Raw genomic sequence first — 16,888 nt, 5'->3', positions numbered from 1 at the left:
CAGGGACGTGTTTGTCAGGTGCCGTAGTAGGTTGCCTGATCCAGATCGGTGAGCAGGTCAGGCCCAACAGGTTTCCACCCGAGCAAGGCTCGCGTCCGGGCGCTGGACGCGGCCATGTTGCCGCCGGCCATGCCGGCAAACCAGCCGAAATGCGCGGGCGGGCGGGCTTCGACCGGCAGGCCGAGATTTCGGCCGATGATCTCGGCGATCTGTCGGAACGGGATCTTTTCGTCCGCCACGGCGTGGTAGACGTCCTCGCTCGTGCCGCTTTCGAGCGCAAGCCGATAGACCCGTGCTGCATCATCCCGGTAGACGCCCGACCAACAATTGGCGCCATCATCCAGATACGCCGAAACGCCCGTCTGGCGCGCAAGACGCACGAGGATCGGGACGAAGCCATAATCACCCAGGCCGTGAACCGAAGGCGCGAGCCGGACCGTTGCCGCCCGAATGCCGCGCTCGGAAAGGGCACGGGCAGCGGCTTCGGATTTGCGCGGCACGGCGGCATTGGGCCGATCGGTTTCCGTGGCACCGAGCGGCAGCCCGGCGAGACCCGAGGTTACGAGTAGCGGCCGATCCGATCCGGCGAGACCCTCACCCAGAAGCGCGATGACGCGCTGATCCTCGGCCGCACTTTCCAGGAAACTGGAAAAGTCCTGGTCGAGCGGGCCGTGGACGAAGTCATGCCTGAAGGCCGTGTGAATGACGGCATCGGCTTGCCCTGCGGCCCGCTGCAGGATCGCCGCGGACTCAAGCCCGCCTTCGACGACCGAAGCCCCGGTTGCGGCGAGGGTTGCGGCCTTTTCCCTGGAGCGCGCCAGGCCGGACACCCTGTGCCCCGCCGCGATCAGGTCTTTGACCACGGCCGACCCGACCCAGCCGGTCGCGCCCGTTACGAATACATGCATTGCAGTTCTCCTTGATGTGGTGCCCTTGCGTGGGCGTAAGCGCCGGCGCTCAACCGAAACGATGGCGCCGATCAGGCGAGGCGCATCGTCACTTCGATGTCCTCGGCAAACGGTGTCGACAGGTAGGTGCCGGGGGCCGAACGGATGTAGTCGAGATATTCCGGGCAACTGTCGGCGTCGTCGGCGATGATCAGGGCGCCTGGACGCAGGCGAGGCTCGATCAGCTTGAAGACGTCGAGATAGATCGGTTTTGCCCCGTCGAGCAGCACCAGATCGATCGCGTCGGGAAGGTCGGTGAAAGTCGTCAGCGCGTCACCCTGCCGGATCTCGACGAGATCCTCGAGACCGGCTGCCGTGAGGTTCTGTCCGGACCGCGCCACCTTCGCCGGTTCGAATTCGCTGGTGATCAGCTCGCCGCCGCCGTTGTCGCGCAGCGCCGCTGCGAGAAAGAGCGTCGAAATGCCGAAGGACGTTCCGAACTCGACGATCCGGCGGGCGCGGCTTGCGCAGGCGAGCATGTAGAGGAGGTTGCCGGTCTCACGCGAAACCGGAAGCCACAGATCCTTCAAGAGCCCGTAGAGCTGCAGATATTCGGTCTTGCTGTGCAGCAATCGTTCGCGTTCGCTTGCGGGCAGTTGCGCGACTGCGGGGCTGGTCGCGGCATCGGCCTCGTCGAACAGGCGGTCGAGAAGGCCCTTGAGAGGCTGGCTGGTGAGCGTGGTCATCGGATGTTCCTTCGTTTTCGATGGGCTTGCGTTCACGAGGAAAATACGAATAATTCGTCGCATTCGCTAATCGCATTGCGGACGGTGCCAATGCCCAACAGATCAAGTGCCCGTATTTCTTCACGAAAAGCGCCCAAGCAGGCGCGTTCGAACGAGCTGGTGAAGGCCATTCTCCAGGCTGCTGTTCAGGTTTTGGAGGAGGAGGGAGCGCAGCGATTTACCACTGCCCGCGTCGCGGAACGGGCGGGCGTCAGCGTCGGGTCGCTGTACCAGTATTTTCCCAACAAGGGCGCGATCCTGTTCCGCCTGCAAAGCGACGAATGGCGGCAGACGTCGGGGCTGCTGGCGACGATCCTCAGTGACGGGTCGCGGTCGCCGCTCGATCGGCTGCGGTCGCTGGTTCACGCCTTCCTGCGCTCGGAATGCGAGGAAGCGGCCGTTCGGGTTGCCCTGGGCGACGCGGCACCCCTTTATCGCGATGCGCCCGAAGCCCGGGAAGCCAAGGAGGCCAACGATCCGCTCATCGACCAGTTCATGATCGAGCTTCTTCCGAACGCACCCACCGACCTCAGGGAACTTGCCGGTGACCTGATCATGACGACGATGACGACGGTGGGGAAGGATTTTTCGGGAACGGCGCGCAGCGATGCGGAGATCGAGGCCTATGCGGATGCGATGGCCGACATGTTCTCGGCCTATCTCGTGGCGAAGGGCGCCGGCACCTGATGCATCCCGAAAATTGTGAGCGTCCCGGCGATTTTGAGCGCAGGGCGTCTCGGGTCACGCAGGGTGAGACGAATGTGCGGGCTCGACTGTAACTCTTTGAAATACCTTGCCGACAAAGCCTGATCGGCGTTGACCGGGTTCCCCCTCAGCTCTTCGTCGCCTCGCTCTTTTCGAACTGCCGGTAGCATTCATCCGCCACCTGCTGCAGCAGATCGCGCGGCACCTCGCCGGTGACGGCGTAGCCGAGCGGGCCGTCGATCCAGTAGAAGGTCTCGACGCCGTCGTTCTCGTCGATGCGGAAGCTGGTTTCGCGGTTGTCGTCGTTGCGGCCGAGCAGCACCGTCAGCCGTCGGCCGGTGCCATCCTCATACATGAACATCGCGCCTGCCTTGCCGTTGACCGGCAGCAGCCGGCCGCCGACCAGCGAGAAGCCGAGCGAGGAGAGATCAGGGATCGAGAGCGGATGATCGAGGCGCTTGCCAAGCCAGGTCGCGAGATGGGTCTGGTCGTCGGCGCCGACCTCGACGGCATGGCGCACTTCGCTGGCATAGACCAGGAAGGCCGATTGCGCTTGGCGCGGCAGGCTGTCGGCCGTCTGCGTCGGCCGGGGGCTTTGCTCGGGTGCGAGCAAGGAGGGCGCGTAAAGGCCGGTGAGGCCGCCGGCCGCAAAGAGCACCAGGCCGGCGGCGACGGCGCGGGCGATGCTGGCAAACGATCGGGTGTCCTTGCCGGGATCCGGTTGCGGGCGTTCGCTGCCGTTGCTCAGAAGCAGAGCCCGGTCATCGGCGTCGCTGCGGGCATAGCCGGCAAAGAGCGCGCGCAACTCGACCGCCTGCGCCCGCCATTGCCGGACCTCTTCGGCCTGCGTGGGGTTTTGCTCGAGCCATTGCTCGATCCGCAACCGCTCGCGCGGGCCAAGGGCGCCGTCGACATAGGCGTGCAGGTCGTCTTCGGAGACGGTGTTGTGGCCTTCCGTCATTTCGGTCTCCGCATGCTGATCACATTGTCGTCCTTCATGGCTTCTGCAAGCTGGCGCCGCGCGCGCGACAGGCGCGACATCACGGTGCCGATCGGTATGGCCATCATCTCGGCCACGTCCTGGTAGCGGTATCCTTCGATCACCACGAGCATCAGCACCGAGCGGTTCTCCGTGGAAAGCCCGTTCAGCGCCCGTTCGAGCCGCGAGCGCTCCAGCGGGTCGCTCTCGTGGGTCTCGGCCTCAAGGCCCAGGTCCTCGTCCAGCGCCACCTGCGGGTGCATCGCCACATAGCGGTGCCGGTTGCGGCCGAGATTGGTCATGATGGTGAAGGCCCAGGCGCGCAGGTTCACGCCGCGCCACTGCGCGCGGCGCGAAAGCACCTTCTCCACGCAATCCTGCAACAGGTCTTCGCTATCCGGGTCCGAGCGCACCAGGCTGCGGGCATAGCGCCGCAGTGCCGGCACCAGGGCCAGCACATCCTCTTCGAACCGGTCGGAGGCGGGGGGTGCCCCCGCATCCTCGTTGCCGCCGTTACGGCTTGGCGACATTCCATTCGCCCTTCTTCATGCCGTCGCCGGTCATGTCACCCATCTTCTTGTCCTTGATGAAGAAGTAGAGCGGCATACCGTCCTTGGCCCATTGCTTCTTGCCGTCCTTGCGCTCGACGACCGTATAGGCACCATCTGCCTTGGCGCTGGCTTCCGCGAAGAAGGGCGGCCAGTTCTTGGCGCAATCATCGTAGCACATGGACACGCCGCCATGATCGTCCTTGTAGGTGTAGAGCGTCATGCCGTTTTCTCCGGCCAGCACCTTGCCCTTGGCGGTCTCGACTTCCTTGACCGGCGGCGCGGCGAAAGCCGTAACGCTGGCCGCAAGCAGCATGGCGATCGTCAGTGGAAACGTTCTCATGGCAGTTGTCCTTCCTCAAGATGGTTTTCCTGTCCGGAAACGGGCGAAAAGCCTCCTCGTCCCGTTTCCGCGGGAGCCGCATGGTGCAGATCCAACCGTAAGACACGGCAAGCACAGGATTTATTCCCGGAGAACTGGCGGAAGTTTCGGTTCGGTTCTTGCAGGTCGGCCACAGGACGCATCCGGCCACGCGACGTTCATCGCGCGGCCGACGAGAGGGGGAATAGGGCGCTGACCAGTTGGAGGCGACAGCCGTTCAGGGCAGCAGGACCACGGATCCGGTCGTCCGCCGGGCCTCCAGGTCTTCGTGAGCCCTGCGGGCGTCGTGAAGCGGATAGGTGGTGATGGCTGGGGCACGAACGACACCTGCCTGCATGGCGCCGAACAACTCTCGCGCCGCCGCTTCGTACTCGCCTCGCTCGGCAGTGTAGTGGGCGATCGAGGGACGAGTGACATAGAGCGAGCCCTTGGCCGAGAGCGAGGCGACGTCGAGCGGGGGAACCGGACCGGAGGAGGCGCCGAAGGAAACCAGCGTGCCGCGCGGGCGCAGGCAGTCGAGCGACCTGGCGAAGGTGTCGGCGCCAACGGAATCATAGACGACGCCGACACCCTTGCCGCCGGTGATTTCGCCGACGCGGACCCGGAAATCCTCCTGGCTGTAGAGGATGACATGATGGCAGCCATTGGCCCGGGCGATTTCGGCTTTCTCTGTGGAGCTGACGGTGCCGATGACAGTCGCGCCGATGTGGCTCAGCCACTGGCAGGCAATCGAGCCGACACCGCCGGCCGCCGCATGGAAGAGCACCGTGTCGCCGGGCTTCACCTCGATGCAGCGACGGATCAGGTATTCGACGGTCAGTCCCTTGAAGACGAGGGCTGCGACCTCTCGGCTGTCCAGTTCCTCCGGCAGCGCCAGCGCCCGGGCGGCGGGCAGGTTGCGGTGGGTGGCATAAGCGCCGGGCGGGCCGCCCACATAGGCGACGCGTGCGCCAATCGAAAAGCCTTCGACGCCTTCGCCAAGCGCGGTGATCACGCCGACGCCTTCGACGCCGATCCCGCTCGGCAGGGGCAGGGGTGCCGAACCCCGGCGGTGATAAATGTCGATGTAGTTCACGCCGATGGCGAGATGGCGGATCTGGATTTCGCCGCGCCCGGGCTCGCCCAGCGTCTCGGCCTTGAAGGCGAGCACCGACGGCTCGCCAAATTCGGAAAATCGAACGGTATCGATGTTGGGCGTCATGCTGGTTTCTCTCCGGGTTTCAGAAGAAACTGCTTGATTTCCTGGCTTCGGTCGAGAAACCATTCCGCAATTCTGATTTCCAAAAATGGAAAACAATATGGACTGGAACGATCTCAAATTCTTTCTGGCCGTTGCCAATGCGCGCTCGCTGACTGCGGCCTCCGTCAGGCTTGGTGTCAGCGCATCGACCGTGTCACGCCGGATCGAGGTGCTGGAGGCGGCGTTGCAGGTCAGGCTTTTCCGGCCGCACCGCGACGGTTACGACCTGACGCCGGCGGGCGAGGCGCTTTTGGCGCCGGCCGAGCGGGCCGAGGCGCAGATGCGGGTCTTCGAGCGGACGGCGCGGGAGAAGGACAACGACCTTGCCGGCCCGGTGCGCATCGACGTGCCTGAACTGTTGGGACAGGAGGTCCTGTTGCCGGGCCTCGTCGGTTTCCTGCTGGAGCATCCGGAAATCCGCCTGGAGATGCATTCGAGCGTGCGCCCGGTGCGGCTTGCCGGCGAAGAGGCCGACATCGTTCTGCGCCTGGTGCGGCCGCAGCAGGGCAACTATCGCCAGCGCAGGCTCGGCCAACTCGCCTTCGGCCTTTATGCGATGCCTGGCTACATCGCGCGTCACGGCATGCCGAGCGCACCTGCCGACCTCTACCGCCACCGGCTGGTCGGCTGGAGCGAGGAGCTGAGCTACCTGATTATGGTCGCCTGGCTGGAAACCCTATGCCCCGGCCTGCAGCCGGCGATGCGCTTCTCCTCGCTCGGCGCGCAGATGGCGGCGGTGAAAAACGGGCTCGGCTTTGCCGTGCTTCCTGCCTTTGCGGCCGAGGCGGCAGGATTCACGCCGCTGCTGCCGGAGGCGCCGCCATTGGCCCCGGATCTCTGGTTGCTGGTCCATGAACAATCGGCCGAACTGCCGCGCGTGCGGCTCACCAAGGAGGCGGTCTCCACCGTGATGGCGCGCTTCGCTGCGCGATCGGCGGAAAGCGCCTGAGGATTGCAGACGCTTTCGTGAGGGAGCGGCCGATGGTGCTAGTCGGCCGGTTTCCACGGGGCATCAGAACGGCGAGCGCCCTGGAAACCGGTCTCCACCCGTTGGAGAACCGTCTCGTCGTCCGTGGTGATTTCGTAAAACGTGCTGTCGATGGCGCGAATGACGATCCAGGGGCTGTTCGGGGTGCCGGGCAGGAAACCGGTAAACTCTCCCCAGATGATCTGGAGAACGTCTTGCACAGCGGCGGCCAGGTGCCGGCCCTCGATCATGCTCCCGGACTGGGCCCAACTCTCCAGAACGTCGCCGCCGGGGCCGGTGGCATCGAACCATTGATAACCTGCGTCGACGGCGGAAACTCTCCACGACGCTCTCAGTGTGCGGGGTGCGAGGCGCTGCAGGATGTCGCGCAGGTCGAAGGGAAGCGCGGCTTCCGGAGGTCCATAGATTCTGAGCGTCTTCACGAGCGTTCTCCCGGCAGCGCATTGGAAACGTGCCGGGCCAACATCGTCAAGCCCGGTCGGCGACGAAGCGGGCGAGCGCCGGCCCGATCATGGTGATGATCAGCAGGCGGGCGGTCTGCAGGGCCATGACGAAGGAGAGGTCGACATTGCTCGAGGCGGCAATGACGGCGATCGAGTCGAGGCCGCCGGGGCTGGTGGCGAGATAGGCGGTCAGCGGATCGATGCCGACCACCTTGATCAAAAGCAGGGCAAGCAGGCCGGAGAACGAGATCAGCACGACGATCGAGATGATCGTCGGCACCAGCGCGCGGCGGGCATGGATGAGGATCTGGCGGGTGAAGCCGAGGCCGATGTTCCAGCCGAGCATGGCAAAACAGATCGCCAGCAGCCATTGCGGCAGCGCGGTGGTCATGACGCCTGAGACGTTCAGCACGGCGCCGAGAAGGAAGGGCAGCAGGAAGGCACCGGCGGGCACGCGCAGGAAGCGGCCGGCGAGCGCTGCGCCAAGCCCGACGGCGATTGTCTCGAGGAAAAGCAGGCCGTCGATCGGTGCGAACCAGTGGGTGGTCTGCTCGGCTTCGGCGCCGGTGACCCACATATGCGCGACCACGGTCGCGGTGCTGGCGACGAAGATCACGCGCAGATACTGCATGAAGGCGACGAGGCGTGCATCGGCCCCATAGGCGTCAGCCATCAGCAGCATGGTCGAGGCGGCGCCTGCCGACGATCCCCAGATCGCGGTTGTGCCCGGCAGGATGCGCATGCGGGTGATGACCCAGCCGCAGAGCGTGCTGACGGCGATGACCGAGAGGATGACGGCGAGAAACAGCGGCCAGTTGCCGGAGAAGGTGGCGAGCATGCCCGGCGTCATGGCACCGGCAATCATCATTGCCAGGATGAACTGCACGCAGAAGAACAGCTGGCGCGGCAGGCGTATCGTGCCACCATTCATGCCGACGAGCACGGCGGCCAGCATCGGGCCCATGAGCAGCCCGGCCGGAAGGCCGATGAATTCGAAAAACGAGGCAAGGACGATGGAGACCGCAAGCAGCAGGCTCCATTGCAGCCAGGGCGCGAACCGTCCGATGCCGACCTTGTCCGGGGCGGGCGGCGCAGCTGGCTTGTCGGTTTTCACGGGCACTCTCCGGCATGGCCCGGAAAGGCGGGAACGGCCACCGGGGCCGGCCTTGACGGGCTTCGAGCGATGGTCTTCGCCAGCAGAAGCGCGGGCGCCATCACGTCACGCTCGTTAGCAACAATGCGGCGTTGCATTCAAGGGGCAGAGCAAGAAAGTGCCACAGGATCGACAGCGGGCAATGCGAGCACCGTGCGGGCAGGAGGCGAAATGAGAAAAAAACGTGAACAAATTCCACCGGGCGTAAGCCGCGCCGGAAGGAACCGTCACGAGGCGCGGCCTTGATTTTACGGGGTAATTTTGCGCGCGGCGGTGACGCTCGAGAAGCTGGCGGCTCCTGGTCCTCCGGTGGGGCCGCAATTCCGGGCTTGCGTGTGCGGCCCGAATCCTGACACTCAGCCTCATGCAATTCGCACCGCAACAGGACGAGGCCCTGAAGGCCGTTTCGCAATGGCTGAAAGAGGGCCGCTCGCCGCTCTTTAGGCTGTTCGGCTATGCCGGTACCGGCAAGACGACGCTGGCCCGGCATTTTGCCGAGCATGTCGAGGGCGACGTGCTGTTTGCCGCCTTTACCGGCAAGGCGGCGCAGGTGCTGCGCTCCAAGGGCGCGAGCAACGCCAAGACCATTCACTCGCTGATCTACCGGCCGCGCGGCGAAGAGGAGGTTTCTGACGAGGAAACCGGCAAGACCTCGATCGCGCCGATGTTTGCGATCAACCGCCAGAGCCCGGTCGCCAAGGCGGCGCTGATCATCGTCGACGAATGCTCGATGGTGGACGAGGCACTCGGCAAGGACCTGATGAGCTTCGGCACGCCGATCCTGGTGCTGGGAGACCCCGGCCAGCTGCCGCCGGTTACGGGCGGCGGCTATTTCACCAATCAGGAGCCGGACTACCTGCTGACGGACATTCACCGCCAGGCACGCGACAATCCGATCATCCAGCTCGCCATGCAGGTGCGCGAAGGCAAGGAAATCATGCATGGCGACTATGGCACCACGCATGTGATCGGTCGCTCCCAGGTGAACCAGGAACTGGTGCTCGAAGCCGACCAGGTGCTGGTCGGCACCAACAAGACCCGCCGGCGCTACAACCAGCGCCTGCGCGAACTGAAAGGGTTCACCAGCGAGTATCCGCAATCGGGCGACAAGCTCGTGTGCCTCCGGAACGACCCGGCCAAGGGCCTGCTCAACGGCTCGCTGTGGCAGGTGATGAGCTCGTCGAAGGAAACGGTGAAGCCGGGCATCAACCTGATGATCCGGCCCGAAGACGACGACATGGATCGCGGTGCCGCCAAGATCAAGCTGTTGAAGGCGGCCTTCGAGGATGTCGAGGGCGAGATCCCCTGGACGACGCGCAAGCGCTACGACGAGTTCGACTACGGCTACGCGCTGACGGTGCACAAGGCGCAGGGCTCGCAGTGGAACAATGTCGTGCTGTTCGACGAAAGCTGGGCCTTCCGCGATACCCGCGAGCGCTGGCTCTATACCGCGATTACTCGCGCTGCGGAGCGGCTGACCATCGTTCGTTGAGTGATTGAGCCGGGCGCGACCTGAGGGAAGGGACGTCGTTGCCGATCAACAGGATCATCCTTTACGCGCATGACGTGGAAGCGACCGTTCGCTTCTACGAAAAACACTTCGGCTTTCAGGCATCGCGCGAGGCGGGCGACCGGATCGTCGAGCTGATCCCGCAAGACGGTGGCGCCAGCCTGATGGTCCATCCGACCGCCAAGGGCGCGCGGAAAGGCCAATCCCTCATCAAGCTGGTATTCGATGTCAAGGATGTCGAAGCCTTCAGCCGAGGGTGCGCTCAGGAAGGGCTGGTATTCGGGGCCATCCATCAGGCCGATGGCTATCAGTTCGCCAATGCGAAGGACCCATCAGGCAATCCGATCTCGATATCGAGCCGCGCCTTCCGCAAGATCTGAGGTGCAGCCGTCTTGAGCTGTTACCGCTTCGTTGCCATCCAAATCATATGGCGGGCGCCGCCGCGTTTGCCGTTGGCGCGCACGTTCACCTCGTCGGCGGCAAAGCCGACTTCGCGCAGGCGGCGGGTGAAGGCGCTGTCGGGTGCTGACGACCAGACGGAAAGCACGCCGCCAACCCGAAGGGCGGCTTGCGCGGCGCGAAGGCCGGTGTGGCTGTAGAGGCTGTCGTTGGAGGGACGCGTCAGGCCATCCGGACCATTGTCGACATCGAGCAGGATGGCGTCGTAGGCGGCCTTCTTCGAGCGGATCAGCGCGCCGACATCGCCGACATGGATATCGACGCGGGGATCGTCGAGTGTGCCTTTGTGCAGATCGGCCATGGGGCCGCGCGCCCAGTCGACGACGGCCGGAACCAGTTCGGCGACGGTCACGCGGGCATCGCCTGGCAGCACGGCAAGGGCCGCGCGCAAGGTAAAGCCCATGCCCAGGCCGCCGATCAGCATGCTCAGGTTCTTGCCGCCGGCGATGCGCTCATGGGCGAGTGTCGCCAGCGCTTCTTCCGAGCCGCTCAACCGGCTGTTCATCAGCTCGTTCGAGCCGAGCATGATCGAGAATTCCTGCCCGCGCTGCTTCAGGCGCAGCTCGTCGCCGTCACCGGGAATGGTTGCGCGGTCCAGCTCTATCCAGGGAAGCATCGGGGTCTCTCGTCCGTATTTGTTCAGGCGCCCTCGTAACACGTGCGGGATAATGGCGACACCGCAATGTCTGCCGTTCAAGAGAATTGTGCCGCGTGGACCTGCAAACTGTTCGGCGCGCCTTACTGTGGCAGGCCTGCGGGCAGGGGCTGCAGCAGAGCGTCGTGACCTAGGCGAGGCGCAACGCGACCTCGTCCTCTTCACGCACGAGGATGCGGACGGCAAGGCATCGGGGGCGGCTGCCGTGTTCTCGCTATTCCGGCGAGATCATGCCTGAAAGCACCGCCTTGGCGATCGCCTGGAAGCGGTTGTTGGCGCCGAACTTGCGGATGATGCCGGCTTCAAGGGTAAGCGCTGCCGCCACGTCCATATCCATTAGCCCGGCGATGCGCGCCGCCGGATAGCCGTCGGCCATGAAGGTCAGGCACTCGCTTTCGATCGGCGAGAGATGGACATGGCCGTCCTCATCGGTGGCTTCGCCTCCGTCGGTGGTTTCGAGCAGCTCGGTGATGCGCTGCATCTGCCGGCGCAGGTTTGCCTGCTGGGCGGCAAGCTCACGCCGTCGGGCAAGCAGGGCGTCGCGAAACAGCTTGTCGGCTTCGGCCTGCTCCTCGGTGCCCGCAAGTCCGGTCAGCAGTTCCAGGATGGTCGAGATCGGCATGTCGATCTCGCGGCAGGCGTTGATGACGGCCATGCGGCGAATGTGATCTTCGTTGTAGACCCGCATCGGACCCATGCGGGCGGCGGTCAGGAGCCCCTTCTCCTCGTAGAAGTGCAGCGTGCGATGGGTGACGCCGAAAGCGTCGGCCATGTCGGCGATCGCCAGCGGCGTCGTGGGGTCGTGGTGGGGAAGCGGCAGGTCGGGCAGAAAGCCGACACGATCGGGCGCGGCCAGCACGCCCTCGAATTTCCAGTGGTCTCGCGGCATGTCGAAGGTCCCCGGTCTACAGCCTGCGCGTCTTTCGACGCGCTGTTTCTGCAATTTCCTGAATCGAGACCGACCCAGGGGCGCGCGCAATCCGCGTCCGGAAGCGGTGGCGATCGCCGGGTCTCAAAGGTGCGGACGGATCCGCGCGGTGAGGCACTCGTTGATCGTCAACGACAATACCTGCTGCTCGGTTGGGGCACCTCCGCGCGCAAGGCACGGTTTACTCAGGACAGCGATGCTTGCCTGACGAGCACCCAGGCACCCATTCCCAACGCATGCGTGTACCGTATACGCGAATCGCTAATATGACCAGTCCCAGTATGGCAGGCGAATGTGGCGGACCGGGGGTCGCAGCCGCTTCATGCGGACCGGCCTTTGCCCGCCCCGCCGGGCAGGCTCAGTGTCCGATGACCTTGAGCGGGCTGTTGGCGCTGAGGATGAACAGCGGCTCGTCGCCGCGCAGCGGCGAGAGTTTCTGCTGGCAGGACCAGGCGGTCTCGAAGGTGTCGCGGGTGAGGTGCTTGCGATAGCGCTGGGTGGCGGCCATGCAGCCCATCAGCGGGCTTTCGATCTGCTCTTCGCGGGCGTGATTATAGATCTCGCCATCGAGCGAAAACAGTTCGGCGGCGAGCGACATGCTCTCGAAAAGCAGGTCAGGCTCGGTCTCGAGCCGCTTCCAGGTGATGAAGTCCTGGCGCATCGGCACGTTTTCGCCGTCATGGGAGAGGGTGACGCGAATGCCCTGGGCCGGTGCGTCGTACCAGGTCACCTGCACGGTGAAGGAGAGGGCGGAGTTGCGCGAAACGGGGCGGCCGGTGTCGCCATCGGTGGCGCGCGCCAGCGTCTTGTGACGCTGGGCGGCAAGCCGCAGCGCCGTGGCGAAGGCCTTAGCATCGCTGTTTTCGGCGCCGCTGAGCTTCACGGTAACGGCGGGCAGCACCCGCTCGGTTGCGTGGCGGGCGTTGAAGAGCTTGGCCTGGGCGTCGAGGTCCAGCGTCATTTCCTGCGACGGCATCGGTGCAAAGAGCAACAGCGGCAGGACGCTCAGAACGGAGAGCGGCGAGGAGAGCGGGGCTGGCGGCCAGGCGGGGCGATGCCCGGCAAAGCGCCGCTTGGCCGGCTTCGGTTGACGCGGCGCGGGGGCGGCAGTTTCGGCCACTTCCGTCCGCGCGTGGCGGTATTCCGGAACGTAGGTTCCCTTGGGAATGGCAATGCGCCAATCCTCGTCGGCGCCGTCGCCCTCGTAGAAGGCCTTGAGCAGCTTGCGCAGCTTGCCGGCATGCACGCGCACCAGCGGGTCGCTGTCGGCGTTGAAGGCCTGTGGCCGGTCGAAGACGTCGATGGCGATCGAGTACCCCTTGAGCTGATGGCCTTCGCCGATCATCTCCTTTTCGACGACATAGGCGAGGAACGCCCGCAAGCGCTCGGAGCGCGCGAAAGCCTTGCTTTCGAGGATGCGACGGAGCGTCCGCCGTATCGTCTCATCGCAGGGTCTTTCGACCGTCGTCATCGGTGCTTGCTCCAGGGTCATGTGATCTAAAAATCTATGAAGGCGATCGCGGCGTAGGCCAGGGCCATTCGATCTGATTCGGAAATTTAAGGCCAAAAGAAGTGGTTGTCAGGGGTGATAGACGCCAAATTTGAGTTTTTTCTGAAATAAACGTAAAAATTGCGTCCTCAATCCCTGTGACAGATCGTAGCGGTGCTCGCTCGCCCGGTGCCGGCGTGCCGGCGGCCCGAAGGTCTCGTTCCTGTGATTGAGCTTTCCTGCATATTAGAGAGATCGATTGTCAAGATTTGATCAAGACAAGGCGGGCAAACGCACTGCGCGCCATTGACGCGGATATTGCATTGGTACTCCTTGGAATTGCTGCATAATCCCGACCTCAAACCGTTTCTGCTTTCGTTAAATATGCAGTAGAACATTGCATCCACATTGCCCGCATCGGGCCGTGAGCGGCCCCGCCTCTGGAAAGTTCAGACATGCCTGCAAAACTGTCCGTGAATCTGAATGCCGTCGCAATGCTTCGCAACCGGCGCGATCTACCCTGGCCCTCCGTCACCGCACTCGGGCGCATTGCGCTCGAAGCCGGCGCCGCCGGCCTGACGGTGCATCCCCGGCCGGATCAGCGCCATGTCCGCTTTTCCGACCTGCAGCCGATCCGCGACCTGATCGACGGCGCATTCCCGGAGACGGAATTCAACATGGAAGGCTACCCGAACGAGGAGTTTCTCGGTCTCGTCGAAGCGCACCGGCCGGAACAGGTGACGCTGGTGCCCGACGATCCGGCGCAGGCGACCTCCGACCACGGTTGGGATTTCCGCAAGAACCACAATCTGCTCGGCCATGTGGTCGGCCGGCTGAAGAAGAAGGGTTTTCGCGTTTCGCTGTTTGCCGATGGCGACGAGGACATGGAGGCGCTGCGCATCGCCAAGGAAACGGGTGCGGACCGCATCGAACTCTACACCGGCCCCTATGGCGGCTGCTATGACGATCCGGAAAAGGCCGAGAAGATCGCCGGCGAGCTTGGCCGCACGGCGGCGATGGCGGCCGAGCTCGGTCTCGACGTCAATGCCGGCCACGACCTGACGGTCGCCAACCTGCCACTGCTTGCCAGGCACATTCCGAACCTTGCCGAAGTGTCGATCGGCCACGGCCTGACCGCCGATGCGCTGGAATACGGCATGGCCGAGACCGTGCGCCGCTTCCGTCGCGCCTGCGGGCAGGAGGTCTGAGGCGCCTTCGCCATGAAGGAACTCTTCGTCGTCACCCACACGCAGTCCGTCCACCATGTCGAGGGCAGGGTGGGCGGCTGGTACGATACCGGCCTGACCGAGCGCGGCCGAAAGGATGCGGCGGCCACGGCCGAGCGTCTTGCGACCCTTGTCGGCGGGAGGCAGGTCGAGATCTTCAGCTCCGACCTTTTGCGCACCGCTGAAACGGCGGCGGCGATCGCCGCGCGCCTTGCCGCGCCCGTGACGGAAACCGCCGCTCTTCGCGAAATCAGCTATGGCGTGGCCGGCGGCAGGCCGCAGGCCTGGCTCGACGCGCGCTATACCGCGGCGCCGGACGACAATCGGCTGGATCATGATTGCGGTATCGACGGCGCGGAAACCCGCCGCGACGTGGCGCTTCGGGTCTACCCTTGCGTCGAGGCGATCGTCGCCAGGCCCTGTCCGACGCAGATCATCGTTACCCACGGCTTCACGCTGACGCTGGTGATGGCGGTCTGGATGAAGGTTCCGATCGAGGCCGCCGTCCGGAAGCATCACTCATCTGCGCGAGGATGATTTTTTCAGGAATCGCGCCGTCGTCCGCCTGGCGGATGCCGCGCATCTGGCAAATGAGACGCTGTAACATCCTGAAAATACTCAGGGCAACGCAGGCGCGAACGCAATGCAATCTGCAACGGGGGCTGCTATAGAGTAAGCCCGTCCTCTCGCCCATCTCCGGCCCATGATCATTCAGACCAGTTTTCGCGAGCGCATCGTTCTCTATGCGCTTCTGACATCGCTGACCTCGATCAGCATCGACGCGCTGTTGCCGGGTCTGCGCCAGATCGGCGCCGACGTCGGCGTCGCGCCGCCGCTTTCCACCCAGCATGTGATTTCGCTGTTCATTCTCGGCATGGCGTTCGGCGAACTGCTGCTCGGGCCGCTTTCCGATGCGATGGGGCGGAAGAGGGCGCTGGTCCTGGGCCTTGGCGTCTATGCGCTCGGAACGGTCATCGCCATGGTGGCGAACTCGCTCGAAATGGTCATCCTCGGCCGGTTTCTTCAGGGTGTCGGCGTCTCCGGGCCGAAGATCGCGACGAGGGCGATGATCCGCGACCAGTTCGAGGGTGACGCGATGGCCCGCGTCATGTCGTTCATGTTCACGCTGTTCATTCTGGTGCCGATGCTGGCGCCGACACTGGCGCAGGGGATCATCACTGTAGCCGGCTGGCGCAGCATCTTTGCCGTCTATCTCGCGGCGGCGGGCGTTCTCGGCCTGTGGCTGGTGATGCGGCAGCCGGAAACATTGCCGGCCGACAAACGCATTCCCTTTCGCCTGGGGCTGCTCGTATCGAACGGGCGGCGCATCCTGTCGCATCGGCGGGTGACGTTGCTGATCGTCGCGACCGGGCTCGTCTTCGGCGCGCAGCTTCTCTATCTGAGCACGGCGGCCGACCTCTTCTTCGACGCCTACGGGATCGGTGAGACCTTCCCGCTCTATTTTGCCATGCTGGCGACGGGCATCGGGCTTGCCTCGTTCCTCAATGCCAAGCTCGTGCAGCGCTTCGGCGCGGAGGCGATGGCGCACCGGGGTTTTGTGGGCCTGGCCGCGGCAGGGCTGGCGATGCTTGCGGCATCGCTCTATTGGGGCGGGCGGCCGCCGCTTGCGGTGCTGCTGGTGCTCGGTTTTGCCGCCTTCTTTGCGGTCGGCGTGCTGTTCGGCAATCTCAACGCCATGGCCATGCGTTCGCTCGGGCAGGTGGCCGGGCTCGGCGCATCGCTGATCGCCTCCGGCTCCAGCCTCGTGGCGACGGTGTTTTCGATCGCGGTGGGCGCCTTCTACGATGGCACGACACTTAACCTTTCGGCCGGCTTCTTTCTCGCCGGTGTCGGCGCGCTCGTTCTGGCCGAGCTTGCGCTGAGGGCCGATGCTTCGCCGGTGGAGGCCTTCCGGTAGGCGACGGCAAAAGCTGCCAAGCCCGCGTGCCAGGCATCAGCCTTCCCATGCCGACGAGCGCGGTGCTTGGGATGCCCGGCTACTGTGTCCCGCCAAGGCAGCGATGGGCTAACCGTTGTAGACGACGGAAATCTTGTTTCCGGAGGGATCGCGCATGTAGGCCGCGTACCAGTGCGGCCCATAATGCGGCCGCGGATTGGGGGCGCCCTCATCCGTTCCGCCATTGGCCATGCCTGCCTGGTAGAAGGCATCGACGTCCTGACGGGACTGGACCATGAAGCCGACCATCGAACCATTTCCAGCGCTTGCCGGTTCATTGTTGAAGGGCTTGCAGACCCACAGCACGGGACCATTGCCGGTTCCGCCTTCGGAATAGGCGCGCCAGTCCGGAAAGTCCGTGTGCGCCTTCCAGCCGATCGTCGCCAGGGTGGCATCGTAGAAGGCATTGGACCTGGCGGAATCCAATGCACCGACGGTCAGATAAACGCTCATGATTTCCCCTTTTTTAAGCGGTGAAGCCAGGAGAATTCATAGAGCGAAAACGTGAACAAAGCAAGAACAAATGGCGGTGACGACCATGGCGAAGATTGTCT

The 16,888-nt window shown here is 64.4% G+C and carries 19 protein-coding genes; 7 read left to right on the top strand and 12 right to left on the bottom strand.

Annotated elements, in window-relative coordinates; translation table 11 throughout:
- Positions 1-14 precede the first annotated feature (14 nt).
- Together IB277_RS10440 and IB277_RS10435 are read right to left on the bottom strand one after the other, a co-directional pair.
- A complete protein-coding gene (locus IB277_RS10440) occupies positions 15-908 on the bottom strand; it encodes an SDR family oxidoreductase (protein WP_090294264.1) in 894 nt (297 codons plus the stop codon).
- A 71-nt stretch (positions 909-979) separates the two neighbouring features.
- The gene (locus IB277_RS10435) at positions 980-1,633 is read right to left on the bottom strand and encodes an O-methyltransferase (protein ID WP_060515991.1); all 654 of its coding nucleotides are present in this window, start codon (positions 1,631-1,633) and stop codon (positions 980-982) included.
- Between the two features lie 90 nt (positions 1,634-1,723).
- On the opposite strand from IB277_RS10435, the gene IB277_RS10430 reads away from it, so the two are divergent.
- Positions 1,724-2,359: a TetR family transcriptional regulator gene (locus IB277_RS10430; RefSeq protein ID WP_060515992.1), complete on the top strand. Its 636-nt coding sequence runs from the start codon at positions 1,724-1,726 to the stop codon at positions 2,357-2,359.
- Between the two features lie 145 nt (positions 2,360-2,504).
- On the opposite strand, the gene IB277_RS10425 is transcribed toward IB277_RS10430, so the two are convergent.
- From IB277_RS10425 to IB277_RS10410, 4 genes are all read right to left on the bottom strand, one after another.
- Positions 2,505-3,338, bottom strand: coding sequence for an anti-sigma factor (locus IB277_RS10425; RefSeq protein ID WP_090294262.1), 834 nt, complete (start codon positions 3,336-3,338; stop codon positions 2,505-2,507).
- Positions 3,335-3,886 carry an RNA polymerase sigma factor gene (locus IB277_RS10420; RefSeq protein WP_090294260.1) on the bottom strand — a complete coding sequence of 184 codons (552 nt, stop codon included), beginning with the start codon at positions 3,884-3,886 and terminating at the stop codon, positions 3,335-3,337. Before IB277_RS10420 ends, IB277_RS10425 begins: the two co-directional genes overlap by 4 nt.
- Positions 3,870-4,247 (bottom strand): lipoprotein, encoded by a 378-nt coding sequence (locus IB277_RS10415; RefSeq protein ID WP_034792736.1) that lies wholly within the window; start codon positions 4,245-4,247, stop codon positions 3,870-3,872. The genes IB277_RS10420 and IB277_RS10415 overlap by 17 nt, the downstream gene beginning before the upstream one ends.
- A gap of 256 nt (positions 4,248-4,503) precedes the next feature.
- The gene (locus IB277_RS10410) at positions 4,504-5,487 is read right to left on the bottom strand and encodes a quinone oxidoreductase (protein WP_090294258.1); all 984 of its coding nucleotides are present in this window, start codon (positions 5,485-5,487) and stop codon (positions 4,504-4,506) included.
- 97 nt (positions 5,488-5,584) lie between these two features.
- Between IB277_RS10410 and IB277_RS10405 the strand changes: the two genes are divergently transcribed.
- Positions 5,585-6,475 (top strand): LysR family transcriptional regulator, encoded by an 891-nt coding sequence (locus tag IB277_RS10405; RefSeq protein WP_090294257.1) that lies wholly within the window; start codon positions 5,585-5,587, stop codon positions 6,473-6,475.
- A gap of 38 nt (positions 6,476-6,513) precedes the next feature.
- On the opposite strand, the gene IB277_RS10400 is transcribed toward IB277_RS10405, so the two are convergent.
- Both IB277_RS10400 and IB277_RS10395 read right to left on the bottom strand, forming a co-directional pair.
- Complete coding sequence (locus IB277_RS10400; RefSeq protein ID WP_090294255.1) at positions 6,514-6,936, bottom strand: hypothetical protein; 423 nt, start codon at positions 6,934-6,936, stop codon at positions 6,514-6,516.
- A gap of 46 nt (positions 6,937-6,982) precedes the next feature.
- Entirely contained in the window at positions 6,983-8,023 is a 1,041-nt protein-coding gene (locus IB277_RS10395) for an AbrB family transcriptional regulator (RefSeq protein ID WP_371273166.1), read from the bottom strand.
- Between the two features lie 451 nt (positions 8,024-8,474).
- Between IB277_RS10395 and IB277_RS10390 the strand changes: the two genes are divergently transcribed.
- Positions 8,475-9,602: an ATP-dependent RecD-like DNA helicase gene (locus tag IB277_RS10390; RefSeq protein ID WP_060515998.1), complete on the top strand. Its 1,128-nt coding sequence runs from the start codon at positions 8,475-8,477 to the stop codon at positions 9,600-9,602.
- A 38-nt stretch (positions 9,603-9,640) separates the two neighbouring features.
- Entirely contained in the window at positions 9,641-10,000 is a 360-nt protein-coding gene (locus IB277_RS10385; RefSeq protein WP_090294251.1) for a VOC family protein, read from the top strand.
- A gap of 20 nt (positions 10,001-10,020) precedes the next feature.
- Here IB277_RS10385 and IB277_RS10380 read toward each other — a convergent pair whose 3' ends face one another.
- The 3 genes from IB277_RS10380 to IB277_RS10370 all read right to left on the bottom strand — a co-directional run bounded on the left by IB277_RS10380 (position 10,021) and on the right by IB277_RS10370 (position 13,133).
- Positions 10,021-10,695 (bottom strand): hypothetical protein, encoded by a 675-nt coding sequence (locus tag IB277_RS10380; protein ID WP_060605403.1) that lies wholly within the window; start codon positions 10,693-10,695, stop codon positions 10,021-10,023.
- 253 nt (positions 10,696-10,948) lie between these two features.
- Positions 10,949-11,623 carry a MerR family transcriptional regulator gene (locus IB277_RS10375; RefSeq protein WP_034792747.1) on the bottom strand — a complete coding sequence of 225 codons (675 nt, stop codon included), beginning with the start codon at positions 11,621-11,623 and terminating at the stop codon, positions 10,949-10,951.
- 397 nt (positions 11,624-12,020) lie between these two features.
- Positions 12,021-13,133, bottom strand: a complete 1,113-nt coding sequence (locus IB277_RS10370) for a hypothetical protein (RefSeq protein ID WP_034792748.1) — start codon at positions 13,131-13,133, stop codon at positions 12,021-12,023.
- 473 nt (positions 13,134-13,606) lie between these two features.
- Between IB277_RS10370 and IB277_RS10365 the strand changes: the two genes are divergently transcribed.
- The 3 genes from IB277_RS10365 to IB277_RS10355 all read left to right on the top strand — a co-directional run bounded on the left by IB277_RS10365 (position 13,607) and on the right by IB277_RS10355 (position 16,295).
- Positions 13,607-14,359, top strand: a complete 753-nt coding sequence (locus IB277_RS10365; RefSeq protein ID WP_060516002.1) for a pyridoxine 5'-phosphate synthase — start codon at positions 13,607-13,609, stop codon at positions 14,357-14,359.
- Between the two features lie 12 nt (positions 14,360-14,371).
- Positions 14,372-14,914 (top strand): histidine phosphatase family protein, encoded by a 543-nt coding sequence (locus tag IB277_RS10360; RefSeq protein WP_246812723.1) that lies wholly within the window; start codon positions 14,372-14,374, stop codon positions 14,912-14,914.
- A 166-nt stretch (positions 14,915-15,080) separates the two neighbouring features.
- Positions 15,081-16,295, top strand: coding sequence for a multidrug effflux MFS transporter (locus IB277_RS10355; RefSeq protein ID WP_090294248.1), 1,215 nt, complete (start codon positions 15,081-15,083; stop codon positions 16,293-16,295).
- A 108-nt stretch (positions 16,296-16,403) separates the two neighbouring features.
- Here IB277_RS10355 and IB277_RS10350 read toward each other — a convergent pair whose 3' ends face one another.
- Positions 16,404-16,787: a VOC family protein gene (locus tag IB277_RS10350; protein WP_034792755.1), complete on the bottom strand. Its 384-nt coding sequence runs from the start codon at positions 16,785-16,787 to the stop codon at positions 16,404-16,406.
- Positions 16,788-16,888: the final 101 nt, after the last annotated feature.

The sequence above is a fragment of the Ensifer sp. ENS07 genome (assembly GCF_014852185.1).
In the GTDB taxonomy this organism is placed as follows: domain Bacteria; phylum Pseudomonadota; class Alphaproteobacteria; order Rhizobiales; family Rhizobiaceae; genus Ensifer; species Ensifer adhaerens.
The sequence above is the reverse complement of the archived record's forward strand: the minus strand, read 5'-3'. Positions and strand labels throughout refer to the sequence as shown.